This window comes from Streptomyces sp. WAC 06738 (genome assembly GCF_003945505.1).
GTDB lineage: Bacteria > Actinomycetota > Actinomycetes > Streptomycetales > Streptomycetaceae > Streptomyces.
Genome location: NZ_CP029618.1, coordinates 2,378,233 through 2,397,821, shown reverse-complemented (window position 1 = coordinate 2,397,821; position 19,589 = coordinate 2,378,233). Strand labels below are relative to the sequence as shown.

The window sequence follows — 19,589 nt, the reverse complement described above, 5'->3', positions numbered from 1 at the left end:
ATGAACGAAACGATGGTGACCGTCGTGGGGAATGCGGCCACGAGCGCGGATTACCGCACGACGCAGTCAGGAGTGCCCGCGGTGCGTTTCCGCCTGGCGGCGACGGTGCGGCGGTTCGACCAGGCGACCGGTAGCTGGAGCGATTCATATACAAATTTCTTTACGGTCTGGGCGTGGCGCCAGTTGGCGGACAATGTGGCGGCTTCCGTGTCCATCGGTGAACCGCTGCTGGTGCGGGGCCGATTGCGGGTCAGGGAGTACGAGAAGGAAGGCGTGCGCTGCACGGACCCGACGATCGACGCGACGGCGGTGGGCCACGACCTCGGCTGGGGTACGGCGGCGTTCCGCCGGGTCTCGCGGCTCAGGCCGTCCTTCGCGGACCCGGCGAGGACGGACCTGGACGTCGCGGTGCGGGACGCGCTGACCCCGGCGCTGGAGTCCGGTACACCGGACGCGGCGGACCGGGAGCCCCGACAGCCGGTGCTCACACCGGACTTGGGCTGACGCGAACCCCCCCGGGCCAGGGCCCGTACCGGGTCCGGGGGACCCGGGCCGGGCCCGGAAACAGAGGTCCCCGGTGCGGGGGCGGAGCCGGCTGCCGGGCGCCCGGCAGCCGGGCCCGACTCCCGGGCCCGGCAGCGGAGTTGCGTGGCCGCCGGCCGGCCTCGCGGGCGCCGGACGGTGACGGTTCCGAGACGATCAGTTCGACTGAGGCGCGAGAACTTCTGCCGGTCCGCTGGGGTCTGCCCGAAATAGTCGTTGCCCCATGTAACGATTGCGTTCTAAAAACCTGTTCCCTTGGGGCATTTGAGGTTCGCGGGACGAGGGGAGTCCATAGGATTCCGAGCGGCTCGACGAGCCCGGAGCGAAGGCGTTCTTACGGCGGGGGCAATCCGAGCCTTGACCAACCCGCCCGGAGGGGATTTTCGACCATGACTTCTGTTCGGAGGCCGTCGCATCGGCGGTCTGCTCGGCTCACCGCGGCTGTGCTCGCCGCGGGCCTGGCCACTGCCGGTGCGATAGCCGGTGCCGCTCCCGCGGCGGCGCAGGACGCGCCGCCGGCCAACGGGGCCACCGCCACCCTGGGCGGGCTCACGATCAAGGACACCGCCATCGTCGACGGCGGCAAGGAGATCGGTGCCGGTCTCTTCGAGATGGCCGTCGACGACGGCGGCACCATCCAGACCTACTGCATCGACTTCGGCAACCCGACCCAGCCGGAGGCCAAGTACCAGGAGGTGCCCTGGAGCGCCTCCTCGCTGCAGAACAACCCCGACGCGGGGAAGATCAACTGGATTCTGCAGAACTCCTACCCGCAGGTGGACGACCTCTCCGCGCTCGCGGAGGCGGCCGGCGCGGGTGAGCTGACCGAGAACACCGCCGCGGCGGGCACCCAGATCGCCATCTGGCGCTTCTCCGACAAGGTGAACGTCGAGGCCAAGGACCCCGAGGCGGAGAAGCTCGCCGACTACCTGGAGGCCGGTGCCGAGGCCGTCGAGGAGCCCGCGCCCTCGCTGAACCTCGGTCCGACCGCGGTCTCCGGCAAGTCCGGTGAGAAGCTCGGCCCGGTCACGGTGAACACCGACGCCGCCGAGGCCAGCCTCTCGCTGTCGCCCGAGGCCGAGTCCGCGGGCGTCAAGGTCGTAGACGCCGACGGCAAGGCGCTGACCAGCGCCCCCGACGGCGCCGAGGTCTTCCTCGACGTGCCCGCCGGTACCCCGGACGGCTCGGCGACGCTGACCGCCCAGGCCACCACCCAGGTGCCCGTCGGCCGCGCCTTCGCCGGCGTCGGTGAGCACGCGAAGAGCCAGACCCAGATCCTGGCCGGCTCCAGCGACACCACCGTCACCGCGCAGGCCACCGCGAACTGGGCGAGCGAGGGTCCGATCCCGGCCCTGTCCGCCGACAAGAACTGCGCCAAGGGCGGCGTGGACGTGACCGCCGAGAACAAGGGCGACCAGCCCTTCTCCTTCGAGCTGGCGGGCGAGTCCCACACCGTGGCGCCGGGCGAGTCCAAGACCGTGCTGGTCGAGGTCGCCGAGGACCAGGCGTACGAGATCACCATCAACGGTGACGACGGCTTCAGCGAGAAGTTCACCGGCGTGCTCGACTGCGAGACCGCGGGCAACGACACTCCGGCGCCCAGCGAGCCGAGCCCGGCCTCCGCGGGCGGGTCCGCCGGCGGCGACGACGCCGGTGACGACGAGGGCGGCGACCTGGCGAACACCGGTGGCAGCAGTGCCACCCCGGTGATCGCCGGTGTGGCCATCGGCCTGGTCGTGGTCGGCGGTGCGACCGTCTTCCTGCTCCGCCGGCGCGGCAGCGGCGGCGCGGACGCCGCCTGACGACGGCCCTCCGGCCGGCGCCGGGAAGCGCGTAGCAGCGCCGAACGGTGCCGGCCGGCGGACGCCGGCTGACGGCTGACGCCCCGCACGGCACAGGGGCCGGATCCTCCGGGATCCGGCCCCTTCGCATGCCCGCCCGGCGGCCCCGGCGCCGCCCCGTGCCCGCCCCGCGCCCGTCCCTGCCGCCGCCGGCGACGGGCGGGACCGGGGGCGTTTTCGTGCGGGGGCGCCCGTGCGGCAAGATGGGTGCATCTGCCCACCTCGGATCTGCCGGACGGTTTCTCTTGGCTGAGTTCATCTACACCATGCGCAAGGCACGCAAGGCGCACGGCGACAAGGTCATCCTTGACAACGTCACCTTGAACTTCCTGCCCGGCGCCAAGATCGGTGTCGTGGGCCCCAACGGCGCCGGGAAGTCCACCGTGCTCAAGATCATGGCGGGCCTGGAGCAGCCGTCGAACGGCGACGCCTTCCTCTCGCCCGGCTACAGCGTCGGCATCCTCCTCCAGGAGCCCCCGCTCAACGAGGAGAAGACCGTCCTCGAAAACGTCCAGGAAGGCGTCGCCGACACCAAGGGCAAGCTCGACCGGTTCAACGAGATCGCCGAGCAGATGGCGACCGACTACACCGACGAGCTGATGGAGGAGATGGGCAAGCTCCAGGAGGAGCTGGACCACGAGAACGCCTGGGACCTCGACGCCCAGCTCGAACAGGCCATGGACGCCCTCGGCTGCCCGCCCGGCGACTGGCCCGTCACCAACCTCTCCGGCGGCGAGCGCCGCCGCGTCGCGCTCTGCAAGCTGCTGCTGGAGGCCCCCGACCTCCTCCTCCTCGACGAGCCCACCAACCACCTCGACGCCGAGTCCGTGGCCTGGCTGGAGCAGCACCTCGCGCAGTACGCGGGCACCGTCGTCGCCATCACCCACGACCGGTACTTCCTCGACAACGTCGCCGGCTGGATCCTGGAGCTGGACCGCGGCCGTGCCTTCCCCTACGAGGGCAACTACTCCACGTACCTGGAGACCAAGGCCGCGCGCCTGAAGGTCGAGGGCCAGAAGGACGCCAAGCGGCAGAAGCGGCTGAAGGAAGAGCTGGAGTGGGTCCGCTCCAACGCCAAGGGCCGGCAGGCGAAGTCCAAGGCGCGCCTCGCCCGGTACGAGGAGATGGCGGCCGAGGCCGAGAAGATGCGCAAGCTCGACTTCGAGGAGATCCAGATCCCGCCGGGCCCGCGCCTGGGCAACGTCGTGGTCGAGGTCGAGAAGCTCAGCAAGGGCTTCGGCGACAAGCTGCTCATCGACGACCTCTCCTTCACGCTGCCGCGCAACGGCATCGTCGGCGTCATCGGCCCCAACGGCGCGGGCAAGACGACCCTGTTCAAGATGATCCTCGGCCAGGAGAAGCCGGACTCCGGCAGCATCCGCGTCGGCGACACCGTGAACGTCAGCTACGTCGACCAGACCCGCGGCAACATCGACGCCAAGAAGACGCTCTGGGAGGTCGTCTCCGACGGCCTCGACTACATCAACGTCGGCCAGGTCGAGATGCCCTCGCGGGCGTACGTGTCCGCCTTCGGCTTCAAGGGCCCGGACCAGCAGAAGCCGGCCGGCGTCCTCTCCGGCGGCGAGCGCAACCGGCTCAACCTCGCGCTCACCCTCAAGCAGGGCGGCAACCTGCTGCTGCTCGACGAGCCGACCAACGACCTCGACGTCGAGACCCTCTCCTCGCTGGAGAACGCGCTGCTGGAGTTCCCGGGCTGCGCCGTGGTCATCACCCACGACCGCTGGTTCCTGGACCGCATCGCGACGCACATCCTGGCGTACGAGGGCGACAGCAAGTGGTTCTGGTTCGAGGGCAACTTCGAGTCGTACGAGAAGAACAAGATCGAGCGGCTCGGCCCGGACGCGGCGCGCCCGCACCGGGCGACGTACAAGAAGCTCACCCGTGGCTGACGTGGCCCGGCACGTCTACCGCTGCCCGCTGCGGTGGGCGGACATGGACGCGTACGGCCACGTCAACAACGTCGAGTTCCTCCGCTATCTGGAGGAGGCCCGGATCGACTTCATGTTCCGGCTGGCGCCCGGCGAGGGCGCCGGCGGGGGCGGTACGTCCTTCGCGGGCGGGTCGGTCGTGGCCCGGCACGAGATCGACTACCGGCGCCAGCTCGTGCACCGGTACGAGCCGGTGACGATCGAGGTGTGGGTGACGGAGATCCGCGCGGCGGCGGCGACGCTGGCGTACGAGGTGAAGGACGCGCCCGGGGACGGCGGCGCGGTGTACGCGCACGCGTCGACGGTCATCGTCCCGTTCGACTTCGCGGCCGGCCGGCCGCGGCGGATCACGGCGGAGGAGCGGGCGTTCCTGGAGAAGTACCTGGGGCCGCCCCCGCCCGCGGGATCGGGGAAGCCCGGAAGGCCGGGGGAGGCAGCGGCGGCATGACGCGGCGGCTGGTGTTCGCCGAGGGACGGCAGGCGGAGAGCCTGGCGGTGTTCCTGGGGCGGCTGTTGCGGTACGACAGGGGCGCGGCGGTACGGCTGCGGGTGGCCGCCGGCGCCGGGGGCGGGACCGGGGGAGCGGCGCTGGCCGTCTTCGGGCACGCACCGGCGCTGGAGGTGATCGTGGTCCGTACGGCGCTGCTGACCACGGCGGCGGAGCTGGACGAGACGGTGTCGGCGGGGGAGCTGGCGGAGGCGATCGACGCGGCGAACGCCGGGGCGGGATCTGCGGAGAGCGCGGCCGCGGCCCCTGGTGCCGGATCCCCGGCCCCGGGGCGGGAGTCGGCCGTGGACCTGCCGCAGCCGGTGAGCGGGCCCGGATGGGCCGGGCTGCTGCCGCCGCGGAGCGGCTGGGAGCCGGTGGCGGGGCTGCCGCGGCCGGAGGAGTTGCGCGTCGCGGTGGTGGCGGGCGTCGCGGAGTTCAAGTCCCGGGTGGAGGCGCTGCCCGAGGAGAAGCGGACGCGCTCGGAGGTGGACCGCATAGGCGGCGACATCTGGAGCCGCCCGCTGGGCGGGACCCCGCTGCCGCTGCGCGCCGCGCACGCCGCCCGCGTCTTCGGCCTCCTGCCGCACCCGGAGGACCCGGCCGAGCCGGCGTTGCTCGCCGCCGGCAACTGGCTGCGCCTGCGCACCCCGTACGGCTCGGTGGCCCTCCGCCGCACGGGCGGCCTGGGCCGCCTGGGCGTCACCCCGGTCTGACCGGGTCCGCGGGTTGCCGCCCGGGCGGCACCTGAGCCCGTCACGGTCGCACGCACGGTACGCAACCCGCGGACATTGCGCGGCCTGCCCGCCGTTCGCGCCGCGTCCGCTCCTGCGCCCCCGGTTACTCCCCGTCCTCCCGGTCCGGGCTCACCCTGATGTGGTCCTCCTCCAGGTCCAGGACCACCCGGTCGCGGATGTCCAGCGCCTCCGTGTACTGCTGGGGGAGCTGGAGGCGGCCCGTGCGGTCGACCGCGGCGTACTCGCGGGCCACCACCCGCTCCTCGCCGCTCGCGTCGACCTCCGTGCGGCGGACCACCTCCGACGCCATCCGGCCGTCGCGGATCGCCACCGTGCGGCGGACCTGCGTGGCCACCGCCTGGTCGTGGGTGACGATGACGATCGTCGTGCCCAGTTCCTCGTTCGCCGTGCGGAAGGCGGCGAAGATCTGCTCCGCCGTCGCCGAGTCCAGCTCGCCCGTCGGCTCGTCCGCCAGGATCACCGCCGGGGAGTTGGCCAGCGCGACCGCGATCGCCGCGCGCTGCTGTTCGCCGCCCGACATCTGCCGCGGGCGGCGGTCGCGGCAGTGGGCGAGGCCCAGGAGGCCGAGGAGGTCCTCGGCGAACGCCACCCGGCGGCGGCGCGCGTGGCGGCCGCCGCCGCCCTCGCTGAGCTGCATCGGGAGCACGACGTTCTGCACGGCCGTCAGGTACGGCAGCAGGTTGCGCGCGGTCTGCTGCCAGACGAAGCCCACGACCTCCCGGCGGTAGCGCAGCCGGGCCCGCGCGTCCATCGCCAGCAGGTCGAAGCCCGCGACGGTGGCGGTGCCCGCGGTGGGGACGTCGAGGCCCGCGAGGATGCCGAGCAGGGTGGACTTGCCGCTGCCGGAGGCGCCGACCAGGGCCAGCAACTCGCCCTCGGCGACCAGCAGGTCGAGGCCCTGGAGCGCCTGCACCTCCACGCCGTCGGTGCGGAAGATGCGGACGAGCTGGTCGCAGGAGATCAGCGCGTCGTGCCCGTACGCCGGCCTGGCGCGCTGCTCCGCCGCCCGCCGCTCCAGGTCCTCCAGCGTCGTCCCGCTCCTCATACCGCCCGTGCTCTCTTGCGTCTGGGCCATCTCACTCCCTCTCCCCGGCCCGCAGTTCCTGTACGGCCCGCCGTCTGCCGCCCCACCACGCCTGCACCAGCACCGCCGCCAGCGCCAGCGCCGGCACCGCCAGGGACGGCAGCGCCAGCGCCAGCGGGTCCGCCCGCAGCTCCGCGCCGCCGGGGCCGAGCAGGTCGGGGCTCTCCTCGCCGAGCGCGAGCGCGCTCAGGTCGATGCCCGGCCCCAGCAGCCGTACGGTGACCAGCCCCGCCAGCGCCCCGACCAGACCGGCCGCCACCAACTGCGGCAGTGCCTCCAGCACCAGCAGCCGCCGCCCGTGCCGCCGGCTGAAGCCCATCGTGCGCAGCCGCGCCAGCAGCGCGACGCGCTCGGGGGCGGCGCGCAGGAGCGACAGCAGGACGGCGAGCAGCGCGTAGCCGGTGGCGGCGACCGCGGCGGCGGCGTAGAGCCGCTCCGCGCCGCGCTGGAGCTCCGAGGCGGCCAGGTCGTCCGTCACGTCGTCGCGCAGCAGCAGGCCGGCGGCGGGCGCGGAGTCGCGGACCAGCTCCCGCAGCGCCGCGCCGTCCAGGCCGCCGCCGGCGGCGGAGAGCAGCAGCGTGTCGAGGCGGGCCTCGGTGACCGACTCCGTGCCGGGCAGTTGCCGGGCCACGCTCTCGGCGTCCACCACGGCGAACTGGCCGCCCGTCAGCGCCGGCGTCATGGTCCGTACCGCGGCGACCTCCGCCGTGATCCGGCCCCGGGACGACTGGAGCCCCAGCGTGCCGTCGCCGATCAGGTCGGCGACGCCGGGGGAGACGAGCGCGGGCAGCGCCCTGCCGCCGTTCCCGTCCCGCAGCCGGCCGGCGTCGAAGGGGCCGAGGCCCAGGTCGGCGCTGAGGCGCGCGTACGCGGCCGCGTCGACGGTCAGCAGCGTGAGGTCGCCGCTCAGCCCGATGACCTGCAGTCCGCTCTCGGTGCTCACGGCCGCCACGTGCCGTACGCCGCCCACCTTCTCCGCCTGCGCGGCGAGACCGCCGGGCAGCGGTGCGGCCGAGGTGAGGCGGGCGTCGCCGCCGACGCTGTGGAGCGACGCCGTCGCGCGCGCGTCGGCGACGCCCGTGAGCACCGAGCCGCCGAACGAGGCCGTCGTCAGCGCCACGAGCAGCGCCAGCAGCGGCAGTGCCGACGCCGCGGGGGCGCGCCCGGCGCGGGCCAGCGACAGGAAGCCGAGCGCGCCGCGCGCCCACGCCGCCGGCCGGGCGGCGAGCCGCAGCGGCAGCGGATAGAGGCGTACGAACACCGTCGCGGCGACCGCCCCGACGAGCACCGGCGCCGCGCTGACCAGCGCGTCGGCGCCGCCGTCCGCGTCGCCCCTGCGGCGCAGCACCACGATGGCGGCCACCGCGAGCACCACCGCCGTCACCTCCGCCACCAGCCGCTGCCGCGAGGGCCGCGCCCTGACCAGGTCGGTACGGACCGGGGGCCGGGGCCGGCGGACGGCGGCCACCGCGAGCAGCGGCAGCGCGCACAGCGCCAGCGCGGCCGTCGCGCCCGCCGCGAGCAGCGCGGGCGCGTGCCGGGCGCCGGGCAGCAGCAGGACGGCGAGGCCGTAACCGGCCGCGGCGGCGGGCAGCACGGCGGCGGCGTTCTCGGCGAGGAGGCGGGTGGCGATGCCCCTAAGCGAACCGCCGCGGGAGCGGAGCAGCGCCAGCTCGGCGCGGCGCCGGGAGGCGGCGAGGCCGCCGCTCATGCCCAGCACCACCGCCGCGACCGCGCCGACTCCGAAGGCGGCCACGGCCACGATGGGCGCGATGGCGTCGCGCGCCCCCGTGTAGCCGGCGAGCAGCCCGGTGGCGCCGGTGGAGACGTCGAGCGTGCCGCCGGACCGCTGGGCGAGCCGCTCGAAGCCGGGGCCCTCCTGGAGGGTGGACAGGGCGTCGAGCACCGAGGCCACGTTCCGGCCGCGGAGCGCGCCGCCGGCAACGGGCACGTTCCAGTACGGTGACGTGCCCGCGTCCTCGAAGGACGGGCCGAACGACTGCGTGCCGGCGAAGAGCGCGGGGCCGCTGTCGGGGTGGAGAAGGAAGGCGGCGGTCCAGTAGCGCTGCGGATCGAGCGACTCCGGCCGCTGGCGCAGCTCGGGGGTGCGCAGGAGCGGGTCGACGGACCAGTAGTCGCTGTCCGGCGCCTTCGGCTCCAGGATGCCGGTGACCTCGACGGTGACCGTGCCCTCGGACCGCGGGATGTGGACGCGGGAGCCGACGCGCAGGCGCAGCTTGTCCGCGGTGGCGGCGGTGACGGCGGCTTCGAGGGCGACGTCGCCGCCGCCCTCGGCCTCGTACGCCGTCGGCTCCGGCAGCCGGCCCTCGACCACCCGGGCGCGCTCCCCGACCCCGGCGCGCGCGTCGAGCTGGACCTCGGGCCGCTGCCCGTCGGTCTTCGGCAGCCACGGGTCGTCGGTGACGAGTACCGGCTTGGTCCGTACGCCGTACGAGACCTGCCCGCGCTCCGCCCGCAGCGGTTCGCGGAACTCCCCCAGCACCGGTTCCACGAACCGCTCGACGACCCGCCCGCCCATCGACTCGGCCCGGTCCTCGAACCTCGCCTCGGGGTCCGGCTGCGCGGTGAGCGCCACGTTCCGCTCGGCGGCCGTGGCGCCCTCGATCAGCCTTCGGGCCTCGCGGTCCTCGTAGGTGTCGACGCCGCGCGGGAACGCGGCGGCGAGGAACGCGGTGACGAGCACGAGCAGCGCCAGCGCGACCGCGCCGCCGGGCGCGGCCCGCAGCCGGGTCCGCACCCAGGGGGCGGCGCCGGGCGGGCGGGGGCCGCGCGGCGGGTCCGCGGGTGCGTCCGGGGCGTTGGCGGCCTCCGGGACGTCCGGGGACTCGGGCGCCTCCGGCGGGTCCTGTGCGGGCATGTCACCGGCCTCCCGGTGTCGACGGGGCGGGCGAGGCAGCGGCGCGGGCGGGCGGCATGTCACTCGCCTCCCAGGCGCAGTGCCGTCGCCGGGTCGCCGCGGCGCAGCGCGACGAGCACGGTGACGAGGACGGGAACGGCCGCGACCGCCGCGAGCAGCCCCGCCACGGACCCCGCGGGCAGCTCCACCACGACCGGCGGTACGGGCTGCGCCGCCCGTCCTGTGAGGGTGATGAGCGGGATGACGGAACGGGCCAGCGCCCAGCCGAGCAGCATCCCGGCGGCCAGCGCGAGCGCGATGAGCACGCCCTGCTCGGCGGCGAACGTGCGCGCCAACTGCCGCTGCGGGGCGCCGAGCGCGCGCAGCACCGCGAACTCGCGGGTGCGTTCGCGTACGGACGCCGCCGCGCTGACGGCGAAGCCGAGCGCCGCCAGCACCGCCGCGGCGACGGCGGTGGCGGCGAGGGCGGCCTGCGGCCCCGCGCCGAGCGGGTCGCCGTCGAGTTCGCCGGCGAGCTCGTCGCGTACGAGGACGTTGCCCGGATCGGTGTCGGCGCGGTCGCGCAGGGCGGCGACGGTGGTGTCCGTCTCGCCCGGCCGCGTCGTCAGCCACCACTCCGAGGGCAGCAGCGTGGCCAGGCCGCGCTGGGTCAGCGCGGCGTTGGCGGTGGGCAGGTCGATCAGCAGGGCGCCGCCGAACCGGGCGCGCGAGGGCTCCGCCGCGGCCGCGGGGGAGCCGGGTCCCGTGGTCGGCAGCTCCTGCACCGAGCCGGTGATCTTCGCGGAGAGGCTGCCGCCGGGGACGGGGACGCTGATCGTGTCGCCGACCTTCGCGCCGGTGGACTTCAGCATCTCGTCGGTGGCCAGCGCGGTGAGCGGCGGGGTGGCGCCGCGCGCGGCGGTGACGGTGAGGGTGACGAGGGGCGGTCCCGTCCAGGTGTCGTAGAACTGGTCGCCGGTGTCGTAGCTCAGGGAGAGCGCGGAGTCGCCGGTGGCACGGGGGCGGTCGGCGACCGCCGCGGGGATCTCGTCGTGCAGCGCCTCGGGTTCGGAGACCGCGCGGGCGTGCCACCTGAACCCGTCGGGCAGGGGCACTTCCCGAGGGCCGGCGGCCGTGTCCTCCGCACCGAGGGGCTCGGCGACCTCGATGCGCGCGACGTCCAGCCGGCGCTCCCCGCCGTCCCTCGGCTGCGGGTGTACGAGCCGGAGCCCCGTGAGCCGCAGCGGCCCCGCGGGGCGGCCGTCGGGGGCGGCCGCGGCGGCGGCGACGTCGGCGGTGAGGGTGTGCGTACGGTCGTCGGCCGGGAGGTCGCCGGCGGGCAGCTCGTACGCGGCCCCGTAGCGGTCCTCGACGAGCACGGTCACCGCGGCCCGCCCGCGGGCGGTCGCGTCCGCGTCGAGCCGCGCCACCACCCGCACCTCCCCGGGCAGGCCGGGCAGCTCCAGCCCGCCGGCGCGGGTCCGCTCCGCGGGGGCCGCGGAGGCAACGGGGGCCGCGGCGCCCGCGCCTCCGGTACGCGCCGCGGCCGGGGCCGCGTGGTCCGGCGAAGCCGGTCGGTCGACCGGGTCCGGGTCGCCGACGGCGCGCTCCGCGCCCGCGGCGGGCCGGGCCGCGGTGTCTGCGGGCGCGGTTTCCGCGCGCCACGAGTCCGGAGGCGGGCCGCCCGCAGGGCGCTCCGCGCCCGGGACAGAGTGCCGCGTGCTGTCCGCGGCGCCCGTGCTGTCCGCGGCGCTCGTCGCGCCCGGGGCGTACGCGCCGGAGCCTGCGTCTTCCGCGCCCGCGGCCGACTCCCGCTTCTCCTCCGGTCCCGGCGCCGACTCCTGCTTCCCCACCGGACCCCCCGGGGCCAGCTTGCGCAGCAGCTCCGCGCCCTCCGCGCCGTCCGCCAGGTCGGGGCGCAGCCGCAGGCCCTCCGCCGCCTGTGCCGTGTCCAGGGCCAGGACCTCCGCGGAGCCGCCGCCCGACAGGCTCATGCCCCACCGGGCCGCCGGGGCCGCGGCGGCCACACCCGGGACGCGCTCCATCATGCCGCCCTGGCCCAGCTCGGGGAGCCGGCTGGTCAGGACCCGTACGTCGGTGCCCGCGTGGAAGTCCGCCTGGTCGCGCTGCGAGCGGTCCCAGGACGCGCCCTGGGCCAGCGCCAGCATGCCGATCGCCACCGCCAGCACCAGCAGCAGCACGGGACCCGCGCCGCGCAGCGGGCGGCGGCTCAACTGCCAGCCCGCGAGCGCCGAGGGCAGCCCGCGCCCCGCCGCCGCGCGGCGCTCCGCGAGCCGGGCGACGGGCGGCAGGAGGCGCAGCGTCAGCACCGTCCCGGCCAGCAGCGCCAGCGCGGGCGCGGCGACCAGCACCGGGTCGATGCCCAGGGTGCCGGAACGGTCGCCGCTCAGCGCGCCGCTGCCGGAGGTCTGCCGGTCCAACTGCCAGTAGGCCACGCCCGCCACCACCAGCAGTGCCCCGTCCGCGCCCGCCCGCAGCGGTGCGGGCAGCGGCTTGGCCCGTACCGTACGGCCCGCGGACAGCACCCCGTCGGCGCCGCCGCCGCGCAGCAGCGTCGGCGCGACGACCGCCGCCGCGCAGCCCAGCGCGCAGGCCGCGGCGACCAGCCAGGTGCCGCGGCCCGCCGCGGAGTCCGGGGTGAGCCCCGCCCGCTCCAGCGGGCCCCGCGCGGAGAGCAGCCGGATCAGCGGCCCGGCGAGCAGCGGCGCGGCGATCGCGGCGGGCAGCGCGAGGAGCAGCGACTCGGCGGCGGTGAGCACGCCGATGCGCTGCCGCGAGCCGCCGCGGGCGCGCAGCAGGTCTGTCTCGCCGCGACGCTCCGCGCCCAGCAGCCGGGCGACGAGCATCAGCGCGTACGCGGCCAGCAGCACGAGCTGGAGGGCGACGATCAGCAGCGTCGACCGGCTGACGAGCAGGGCCCGTTCGGTGCCGTCGAGGAGCTGCGGGAGCCGCGTGGTGGCCACGGCGCGGCCGTCGAAGACCGGCTCGTCCGCGAGCGCGCCGGAAGCCTTCTTCACCGACGCGCGCAGGGCGTCCGCCCGGCCCGCGGTCATCTCGCCGAAGTCGCCGCGCAGCACCCACGCCCCGGCGGCCTGCGCCACCCGGCCGGAGGCGAAGGAGCCGGGGTCGGTGAGGAGGGGGCCGTAGGTGGTGTAGCCGCCCTGCTGGACGCCCTTGCCGTGGAGTTCGTCGGCGAGCCAGTACGGGGCCTCGCGGTCGCGGGGGCGGTAGACGCCGGTGATCTCCACGGGCAGCGGCGGGTCGTCGTCGCTCCGTCCGGCGAGGGCGAGGGTGTCGCCGGGGGCGAGGCCGAGCCGGTCGGCGGCGATCTGCGGCACGGCGACCTGTACGGTGCCGCCGTCCCGCGCGTCCGAAGCACCCGGCGCGTCGGGTGACGTGGCCGCCGCCCCCGGCCAGCGGCCCGCGGTCAGCGCGACCTCCGACCGCTCCAGCGCCCCCAGATGCGTCAGGTCCGGGTCCTCCCCGGCCCGCGCCGCCGGCGGCTGGAGCCGGCGCGGCAGCTCGTAGGGCCCGGAGCGATCCAGGCTCTGGACCCGTACCGGCAGGCCCGCGAAGGCCGCGCGCGCGTTGTCCTCGACCGCCTTGCCCGCCGCCTCCCGGTCCGCACCGGTCAGATACGGGACCTCCAGGGTCAGCGCCGCGTCGGCCGCCGCGTCACCGGCCAGCGTGCGGCGCAGCGCGGCGTCGCCGACCGTGCCGGAGAAGGCGGCGAGCGTGGCCAGCACGGCGGTGGTGAGCAGCACGGCGAGGAGGGCCGCGGCGAGGAGCAGCCGGTGGGCGCGTGCCCGCAGCAGAACGAACCCCGTCACGCATCCCCCAGACACCACCGTCGAATTGTGTGGATGCTGTCAGAGCGCGTTCGCACGCGGTAGCGAGTGACGGGGGAATTTGACCGGATCGTGACCGGCCCCGACCCGCGGGTACGGAGCGGAATCCGCCGGTCAGCCGGGGGTGTTGACCATCGACGCCGCGGCGTACACGAGGTAGTCCCAGAGCTGCTTCTCCTGCGCCGGGGGCAGCTCCAGCTCGTCCACCGCCGTGCGCATGTGGCGCAGCCAGGCGTCGTGCGCCGCGCGGTTCACGGCGAACGGCGCGTGCCGCATGCGCAGCCGCGGGTGGCCGCGCGCCTCGCTGTACGTGCGCGGGCCGCCCCAGTACTGGATGAGGAAGAGCGTCAGCCGCTCCTCCGCGGGCCCGAGGTCCTCCTCGGGGTACATCGGGCGCAGCAGCGGATCCTCCGCCACGCCCTCGTAGAACCGGTGCACGAGGCGGCGGAACGTCTCTTCGCCGCCCACCTGCTCGTAGAACGTCCCGGGCGGCGGCGGCCCCACTGGAATCTCTGTCATCGGATCCATCGTCTCATCCCGCCCGGCCGAGTACGGAAGTCGTAGGACCCCGCCGGGAGCTACGCCGCGTCCCAGCGGAAGAACCGGTGCGCCAGCGCCGTGAACACCGCAGCCGTCAGCAGCAGCACGCCCATCGTCGGCAGCGCGTCCGACCAGCTCCCGCCGCGCGTCAGCACGTCCTGCACGGCCTGCACCAGGTGCTTCAGCGGCAGCGCCTCCGAGATCGTCCGCACCCACGGCGGCGCCTCGTCGAGCGGGAAGAACGAGCCGGACAGGAAGGCCATCGGCAGCACGACGATCTGCGCCAGCCCGTTGGCGGCGTCCTCGGTCTTCGCCCACGCGCCGATCGCGAAGCCGATCGACATGAACGCCACGCTGCCGCAGGCCACCAGCGGGATCACCAGCCACCAGTCGCCGGTCAGCTTCAGCCCGTAGAACGGCACCGTGGCCACCAGCAGGAAGATGGCGGTCTGGCCGAAGGCCAGCAGCATGTTGACGCCGAGGCGGGCGAAGATCACCGGGCCCGCGCGCACGGGCGCCAGCCACAGCCGCCGCAGGATGCGCTTCTTCCGCCAGCTCACCAGCCCGAGTGCGGCGCTGAACACCCCGCCCATCGCCACCGCCCAGCCCAGCAGCCCGGGGGTGAAGTACTGGATCGCCTGCAGCGACTCGTCCTCGACCTGCCCGCCGGTCAGCGTGTACGCGGGCGGCTGCCCGGTCGCCGCGATGCTCGCCTGGTCCACGACGGACCTGAGGACCCCGCCGACGCTGCCCGCCTGCACCGGGTCGGCGGCCGAGACCCGCATCTGCACCTTGCCGCCCGGCTCCTCCCACACGGCGGCGTCGGCGTCCCCGTCCCGTACCTTCGCCAGCGCCTCGGCCCGGTCCCCGGACTTCTCGATCTCCAGTACGTCGTCGAGGCCGGCCCGCGCCTTCGCCGGCATCTCGTCGAAGACCTCGACGGCCCCGACCTGCACCACCGTGGCGCGGGCGACGCCCGCGTCCTTGAAGAGCACGCCGAAGAGCGCGAGGAACATCAGCGGGAAGACCAGGATGAAGAAGACGGAGGCCCGGTCGCGCAGGAGCCCCAGGGCCATGGCCTTCGACAGGCTCACGAACGGCTTCACTCGCGGTACTCCCGCCCGGTCAACTGCAGGAAGACGTCCTCCAGCGAGTCCACTTCCAGCTCCGCGGCCAGCTCCGCGGGCTTCCCGACGCGCAGGATGCGGCCCGCGTCCATCACCGCGACGCGGTCGCAGAGCACCTCGGCCTCGTCCATGTAGTGCGTGGTCAGCACCACGGTGCGGCCCGCGGCGTTGATACCGCGCAGCAGGTCCCACAGGTTGCGCCGGGCCTGCGGGTCGAGTCCCGTGGTCGGCTCGTCGAGGAAGACCAGCTCGGGGTCGTGCACCAGCGCGCAGGCGATCGACAGCCGCTGCGCCTGGCCGCCGGAGAGCTTGTCCTCGCGGGTGCCGGCCTTCTCGGTGAGGCCGACCTCGGCGAGCATCGCGTCGGCCCGCTCGTCGGGGATGCCGTAGAGGGAGGCGAAGGTGCGTATCTGCTCGCGGGCGGTGAGCTTCTCGAAGAACGCGGACGCCTGGAGCTGGACGCCCATGCGCCGCAGCAGCGCCGGGTTGCGCGGCCAGGACGGCTCGCCGAGCAGCACCGCCCGGCCCTCGTCGGGGCGGCGCAGGCCCTCGACCATCTCCAGGGTGGTGGTCTTGCCGGCGCCGTTCGGCCCCAGCAGCCCGAAGAACTCGCCCTCGCGGACCTCGAAGCTCACCCCGTCGACGGCGCGCACGTCGCCGTAGCGCTTGCGCAGGCCGGTGACGGAGATCGCGGCGGTCATGGGGCCGACCCTAATGGCGGAGCGATCGTTCCGGGAGGGGCGGGGAGTGCCGTTTCTGCAGTTCGGGGTGGTACGGGCGCGAGGGCGCGGGTCAGCCGCAGATGCCCGTCATCCACGGCCGCTGCTTCTCGAACTCCTGCACCTTCTGGACGTTCTGCAGCCACGGCAGCGGGTCGAGCTCGTCCGCGGCCAGGTACCGCAGCACCGCGTTGTAGAACGCGTCCCGCACCGCCGGCGGCATCACGTCGGAGGCGTCCAGACAGCGCGGCAGGGCGGTGTCCTCGAGGTCGCGGACGATCCGCTGCGTCACCGGTTTCTCCGATTCCGGCATGCCCCGCTCCGCGTTGGCGCTGTAGACCGGCGCGTCCGAGAGCCCGGCCCAGGCCCGCTGCCCCTCCGCGGAGGCGAGGAACCGGAACACCTGCCGCGTCTTCTTCCGGTCGTCGAAGAGGGCCGCGAAGTCCCCGCTCACCTCCCGCCCGCGCGGCACGGTCGTGCCCGGCAGATACGGGGTCGAGGGCGTGTAGTCCGCCCGGCCGGCGGCGTCCCCGTACAGGTCGCGGGCGAACGAGCCCTGGTGCTCGGCCACGCACCACTCGTCGGTCCGCACCCGCCCGCCGAAGAGCAGCCCGTTCGCGTCGTCGGCACCCCGGTAGTCGTTGAGCAGCGCCCAGCGCGCGGGCCCCGTGCCCTCCGACTTCATCAGCGTGCCCCACGCGGTCCAGGCGCGTACGACGGCCTCGTCCGTCCACTCCAGTTCGCCGCGCGCCCAGCGGGCGTACGTCTTCGCCCCGGCGGTCTGGAGCAGCAGGTCCTCGATCCAGTCGCTGCCGGGCCAGCCGGCGGCGCCGTCGTCGCCCATGCCCACGCACCACTGCCCGGCCCCGACGGACTCCGGCCTGCCGTTGGCCGCCCGGTACCAGACGATGCTCTTCAGGGCCACGCGGACCGGCACCCAGTACACGCGCTCGCCGGACTTCCCGGTGGCCCGCGGGATCCACGGGGCGTGGTACTGGTCCTCGTCGTACAGCTTCCACTCGTCGAGCGGCTGGAGCCGGTCCTCGGCGGCGTACTCCGCCAGTTCGCCGGTGCCCGGCATGATCACGATGTCCGGCGGGGTGCCGGCCTGCGCCTGGGAGAGCAGCACTTCGCGCTGGGCGGCGGTGCCCTGGTAGACGTAGTCGAAGCCCTGGCTCTTCAGCAGCTTCTCGAAGGTCTCCTCCTGCGGGCCCGTCCACGGACCGAGCACCGTGACCGGGCGGTCCACCGCCTCGTCGACCGGCGGCTGGCCGCCGACGCAGCCCGCGAGCACGGCCGTCGCGGCCCCCGCCACGAGAACCCGGCGCAGCCGGGACGGTCGGAGCACGGCTAGTCCCTCCCGTAGTCGTCGTAGAGCCGCCAGAGCAGCCCGCCCGCGGCGCACACGACCGCCAGGCCGCAGCCCGCCGCCAGCCACGGCAGCGCGCGGGTGGCCGCCGAGGTGGACGCGATGCTCTCGCGCACGTTCTCGGCCTCGTCGTCGATGGCGTTCTGCTCGTCGGTGCCGTCGACGCGCACCAGCGCGGTGTGCACCGCGTCCAGCTTGTGCTGGGTGTCGTACGTCGCGGCCAGCGGCAGCACGGCGAGGACGCCGACGAGCACCAGCGCCACGGCCAGCCAGCCGCTGAACAGCCGCCCGCAGCTCCGCCACAGCAGCCGCCAGGCCAGCAGCAGCACGAGCGCCAGCAGCGACAGCGCGGTCAGGGCGACGATCCAGCCCGCCTTCTCGGCCGCGGTCACGTCCGTCTCGTCCTCGATGGTCGCGAGCTGATCGTGCTGGAGTTCCTCCAGCCGCGGCAGGATGCCCGTGACCTCGCGCCGCAGCACCGTCTCGGCCTCGTGCAGCTTCTCCTCCCGCATCGGCAGGTTCTCCTCACCCCGGTAGTAGGCGGCGGCCTCGTTGACGGCGTCCTGGTACGCGTCGTGCAGGACGTTGAGCACCTCGACGACCCGGCGGCCGTCGTCGCCCTCGATCTGCCGGTCGGACAGCCGCGACAGCGCCTGGCGGGCGGCGCCGCTCTGCTGCTTGTAGCGCTCGCCGGGACCCACGGTGTCCATCAGGCCGTCCACGTACGACCGGTGCACCTGGTTGTCCGCCTCGCCCAGCGCCTTGCGGAACGCCACCGCGTCCTGGACCGCGGGCACCGAGCGCGCCTGCAACTCCGCGGGCACGCGGTGCACCGTGTCGTACGAGACGAGCAGCGCGGTGCCGCCGACCGCACCCAGGACCAGCACCGCCGCGAGGTGGCGCAGCAGCCGGAACTTGACGGTCTCCGGCAGCAGCAGCGCGCGCAGGAGCCGCCGCAGCCGCGCCCTCACCGCGGGCTCCCCGCTGCGAGCCGCGTGCCGCAGGCGACGCAGAAGGCGGCCGCGGCGGTGGAGAGCCGGCCGCAGCCGGGGGCGGGGCAGGGGATGCCGGCGGGCGCGGGCGGGGCCAGGTCCAGGGGGCGGTCCTGGCCGCGCGACAGCCGGCTGCGCAGCACCGCGGGACGGTCGACCGCGGCGTCCGCCCGTACCCGTACGACGCCGTTGGCCGCGTCCAGCACCTCGGCGACCCGGTTCAGATCGCGGTCGAGGAAGTCCCGGTCCTTCAGCGCGTACGCGAGCTTCGCCGCCGCGCCCAGCATCTCCGCCGCCGTGCGCAGGTCACCCCGGGAGATGGCGGTGCAGCCCGCGTTGAACGCCTCGGCCAGATCGTCCCGCAGCAGGTACGTCGCGCTGGCGCCGCGCGCCCGCACCCGGCCGGGGGCCGCGTCGTACGACCAGCGCACCCGCACCGCCGCCGCCCCGCGCCCCGGCAGCGCCGCCACCGCGGGGCCGAGCGCGACCTGGGCCAGCAGCAGGTCCGCCTCCAGCATGTCGGCCTCCCGCCCGGCCGCCGGGTCGCCGTCCGGGCGGGCCTCGACGGAGAGGATGTAGCGGCGGGTGCCCGCGGCCCACAGCCGGGTGCTGAAGACCTGCCGCCACGGGTCCGCGCCCGCGGGCCGCGGGTCGGGCCGCAGCTCCCGGCTGACGGGGGCCGCCTCGCGGAAGGACCGCAGCGTCACGCCGGTACGCAGCCGCACCTCGACCGGCACCGCCGGCACCCGCGTCGCGCGCAGCCGGCCGACGATGTCCGTGAGCCGGGCGGCCAGCGGCTCCGCGCCCTCCGCCAGTTCGGCCCGGCCGTGCAGCCGGGTCGCGATCCGGGCCGGCAGCGCCGGCTCCCAGTCGTCGCCGACGCCGATGACGTCGCACGTCAGCACCTCGGCGCAGGCGTCGATCGCGGCGTCGAGACGGCCGTCGTCGTGGCCGCGGCCGTCGGTGACCATGAGCAGGTGGGCGATCCGGCGCGGCTCGCGGGCGACGTGCGCGCGGGCGGCGTCGAGCCACGCCGCGTAGCCGCCGGTGCCGCCCGCGGACGCCGCGCCGCCTTCGGGCAGCAGCCGCTCCGCCTCGAAGCGCGCGATGTTCCGGCTGATGCCGTCCGCGTACGCCCAGACTTCACCGGCGTCGTACGGGTAGCGGATCCGCGGCGCGCCGCCGCCGTGCAGCACCGCGAACGCCATGCCGTCCGGCAGCGCCGTGATCGCCGCGGCGACCGCCCTGCGGGTCTCCGCCAGCCGCTCGGGCGCGAAGTCCACGGCCACGACGACGCCGGTGCCGGCGGCTCCCGGCAGCGGCCCGCCCGCGGCCTCCGCGGTGATCTCCACGGTGGCGTCGACGGTGTGCGCGGCCACGTCGGCGCGCAGCCGGTGCTGCGCCTCCGCCGCGTCCGCGAGCGTGACGCCGAACCGCAGCGTGTCCATCGGGGT

14 protein-coding genes are annotated in these 19,589 nt (G+C 75.4%); 5 read left to right on the top strand and 9 right to left on the bottom strand.

The features are described 5' to 3' along the window. The 5 genes from ssb (at window position 1) to DMB38_RS10025 (ending at window position 5,536) form a co-directional block, all read left to right on the top strand. The gene (gene ssb, locus DMB38_RS10045) at window positions 1-504 is read left to right on the top strand and encodes a single-stranded DNA-binding protein (RefSeq protein WP_125934876.1); all 504 of its coding nucleotides are present in this window, start codon (window positions 1-3) and stop codon (window positions 502-504) included. A gap of 428 nt (window positions 505-932) precedes the next feature. Next, entirely contained in the window at window positions 933-2,345 is a 1,413-nt protein-coding gene (locus DMB38_RS10040; RefSeq protein ID WP_164715955.1) for a thioester domain-containing protein, read from the top strand. A 284-nt stretch (window positions 2,346-2,629) separates the two neighbouring features. Continuing rightward, window positions 2,630-4,294, top strand: coding sequence for an energy-dependent translational throttle protein EttA (gene ettA, locus DMB38_RS10035; protein ID WP_047015847.1), 1,665 nt, complete (start codon window positions 2,630-2,632; stop codon window positions 4,292-4,294). A 1-nt stretch (window position 4,295) separates the two neighbouring features. Continuing rightward, complete coding sequence (locus DMB38_RS10030; RefSeq protein ID WP_125938930.1) at window positions 4,296-4,781, top strand: thioesterase family protein; 486 nt, start codon at window positions 4,296-4,298, stop codon at window positions 4,779-4,781. After that, window positions 4,778-5,536 carry a hypothetical protein gene (locus DMB38_RS10025; protein ID WP_125934874.1) on the top strand — a complete coding sequence of 253 codons (759 nt, stop codon included), beginning with the start codon at window positions 4,778-4,780 and terminating at the stop codon, window positions 5,534-5,536. Before DMB38_RS10030 ends, DMB38_RS10025 begins: the two co-directional genes overlap by 4 nt. 124 nt (window positions 5,537-5,660) lie before the next feature. On the opposite strand, the gene DMB38_RS10020 is transcribed toward DMB38_RS10025, so the two are convergent. The 9 genes from DMB38_RS10020 to DMB38_RS09980 form a co-directional block, all read right to left on the bottom strand. Continuing rightward, window positions 5,661-6,623, bottom strand: coding sequence for an ABC transporter ATP-binding protein (locus DMB38_RS10020; protein WP_125938929.1), 963 nt, complete (start codon window positions 6,621-6,623; stop codon window positions 5,661-5,663). Between the two features lie 31 nt (window positions 6,624-6,654). Then, the gene (locus DMB38_RS10015; RefSeq protein ID WP_125934873.1) at window positions 6,655-9,540 is read right to left on the bottom strand and encodes a hypothetical protein; all 2,886 of its coding nucleotides are present in this window, start codon (window positions 9,538-9,540) and stop codon (window positions 6,655-6,657) included. A 59-nt stretch (window positions 9,541-9,599) separates the two neighbouring features. Next, a complete protein-coding gene (locus DMB38_RS10010; RefSeq protein WP_125934872.1) occupies window positions 9,600-13,370 on the bottom strand; it encodes an FtsX-like permease family protein in 3,771 nt (1,256 codons plus the stop codon). Between the two features lie 132 nt (window positions 13,371-13,502). Beyond that, window positions 13,503-13,907 (bottom strand): globin, encoded by a 405-nt coding sequence (locus DMB38_RS10005; protein WP_125934871.1) that lies wholly within the window; start codon window positions 13,905-13,907, stop codon window positions 13,503-13,505. A 59-nt stretch (window positions 13,908-13,966) separates the two neighbouring features. After that, on the bottom strand, window positions 13,967-15,034 hold the full coding sequence (locus DMB38_RS10000; protein ID WP_125934870.1) for an ABC transporter permease: 1,068 nt from the start codon (window positions 15,032-15,034) through the stop codon (window positions 13,967-13,969). Further along, window positions 15,031-15,756 (bottom strand): ABC transporter ATP-binding protein, encoded by a 726-nt coding sequence (locus tag DMB38_RS09995; protein ID WP_125934869.1) that lies wholly within the window; start codon window positions 15,754-15,756, stop codon window positions 15,031-15,033. Before DMB38_RS09995 ends, DMB38_RS10000 begins: the two co-directional genes overlap by 4 nt. Window positions 15,757-15,847: 91 nt before the next feature. Further along, window positions 15,848-17,122, bottom strand: a complete 1,275-nt coding sequence (locus DMB38_RS09990) for an ABC transporter substrate-binding protein (protein WP_125934868.1) — start codon at window positions 17,120-17,122, stop codon at window positions 15,848-15,850. A 2-nt stretch (window positions 17,123-17,124) separates the two neighbouring features. Continuing rightward, window positions 17,125-18,114, bottom strand: coding sequence for a hypothetical protein (locus tag DMB38_RS09985; protein ID WP_125934867.1), 990 nt, complete (start codon window positions 18,112-18,114; stop codon window positions 17,125-17,127). Then, a complete protein-coding gene (locus tag DMB38_RS09980) occupies window positions 18,111-19,583 on the bottom strand; it encodes a hypothetical protein (protein ID WP_125934866.1) in 1,473 nt (490 codons plus the stop codon). Before DMB38_RS09980 ends, DMB38_RS09985 begins: the two co-directional genes overlap by 4 nt. Window positions 19,584-19,589: the final 6 nt, after the last annotated feature.

Bases quoted from the DNA above. Each gene is read 5' to 3' on its own strand.
- DMB38_RS09980 (WP_125934866.1), bottom strand. From the start codon at position 19,583: ATGGACACGCTGCGGTTCGGCGTCACGCTCGCGGACGCGGCGGAGGCG.
- DMB38_RS10040 (WP_164715955.1), top strand. From the start codon at position 933: ATGACTTCTGTTCGGAGGCCGTCGCATCGGCGGTCTGCTCGGCTCACC.
- DMB38_RS10020 (WP_125938929.1), bottom strand. From the start codon at position 6,623: ATGAGGAGCGGGACGACGCTGGAGGACCTGGAGCGGCGGGCGGCGGAG.
- ssb (WP_125934876.1), top strand. From the start codon at position 1: ATGAACGAAACGATGGTGACCGTCGTGGGGAATGCGGCCACGAGCGCG.
- DMB38_RS10005 (WP_125934871.1), bottom strand. From the start codon at position 13,907: ATGACAGAGATTCCAGTGGGGCCGCCGCCGCCCGGGACGTTCTACGAG.
- DMB38_RS09995 (WP_125934869.1), bottom strand. From the start codon at position 15,756: ATGACCGCCGCGATCTCCGTCACCGGCCTGCGCAAGCGCTACGGCGAC.
- DMB38_RS10015 (WP_125934873.1), bottom strand. From the start codon at position 9,540: ATGCCCGCACAGGACCCGCCGGAGGCGCCCGAGTCCCCGGACGTCCCG.
- DMB38_RS10025 (WP_125934874.1), top strand. From the start codon at position 4,778: ATGACGCGGCGGCTGGTGTTCGCCGAGGGACGGCAGGCGGAGAGCCTG.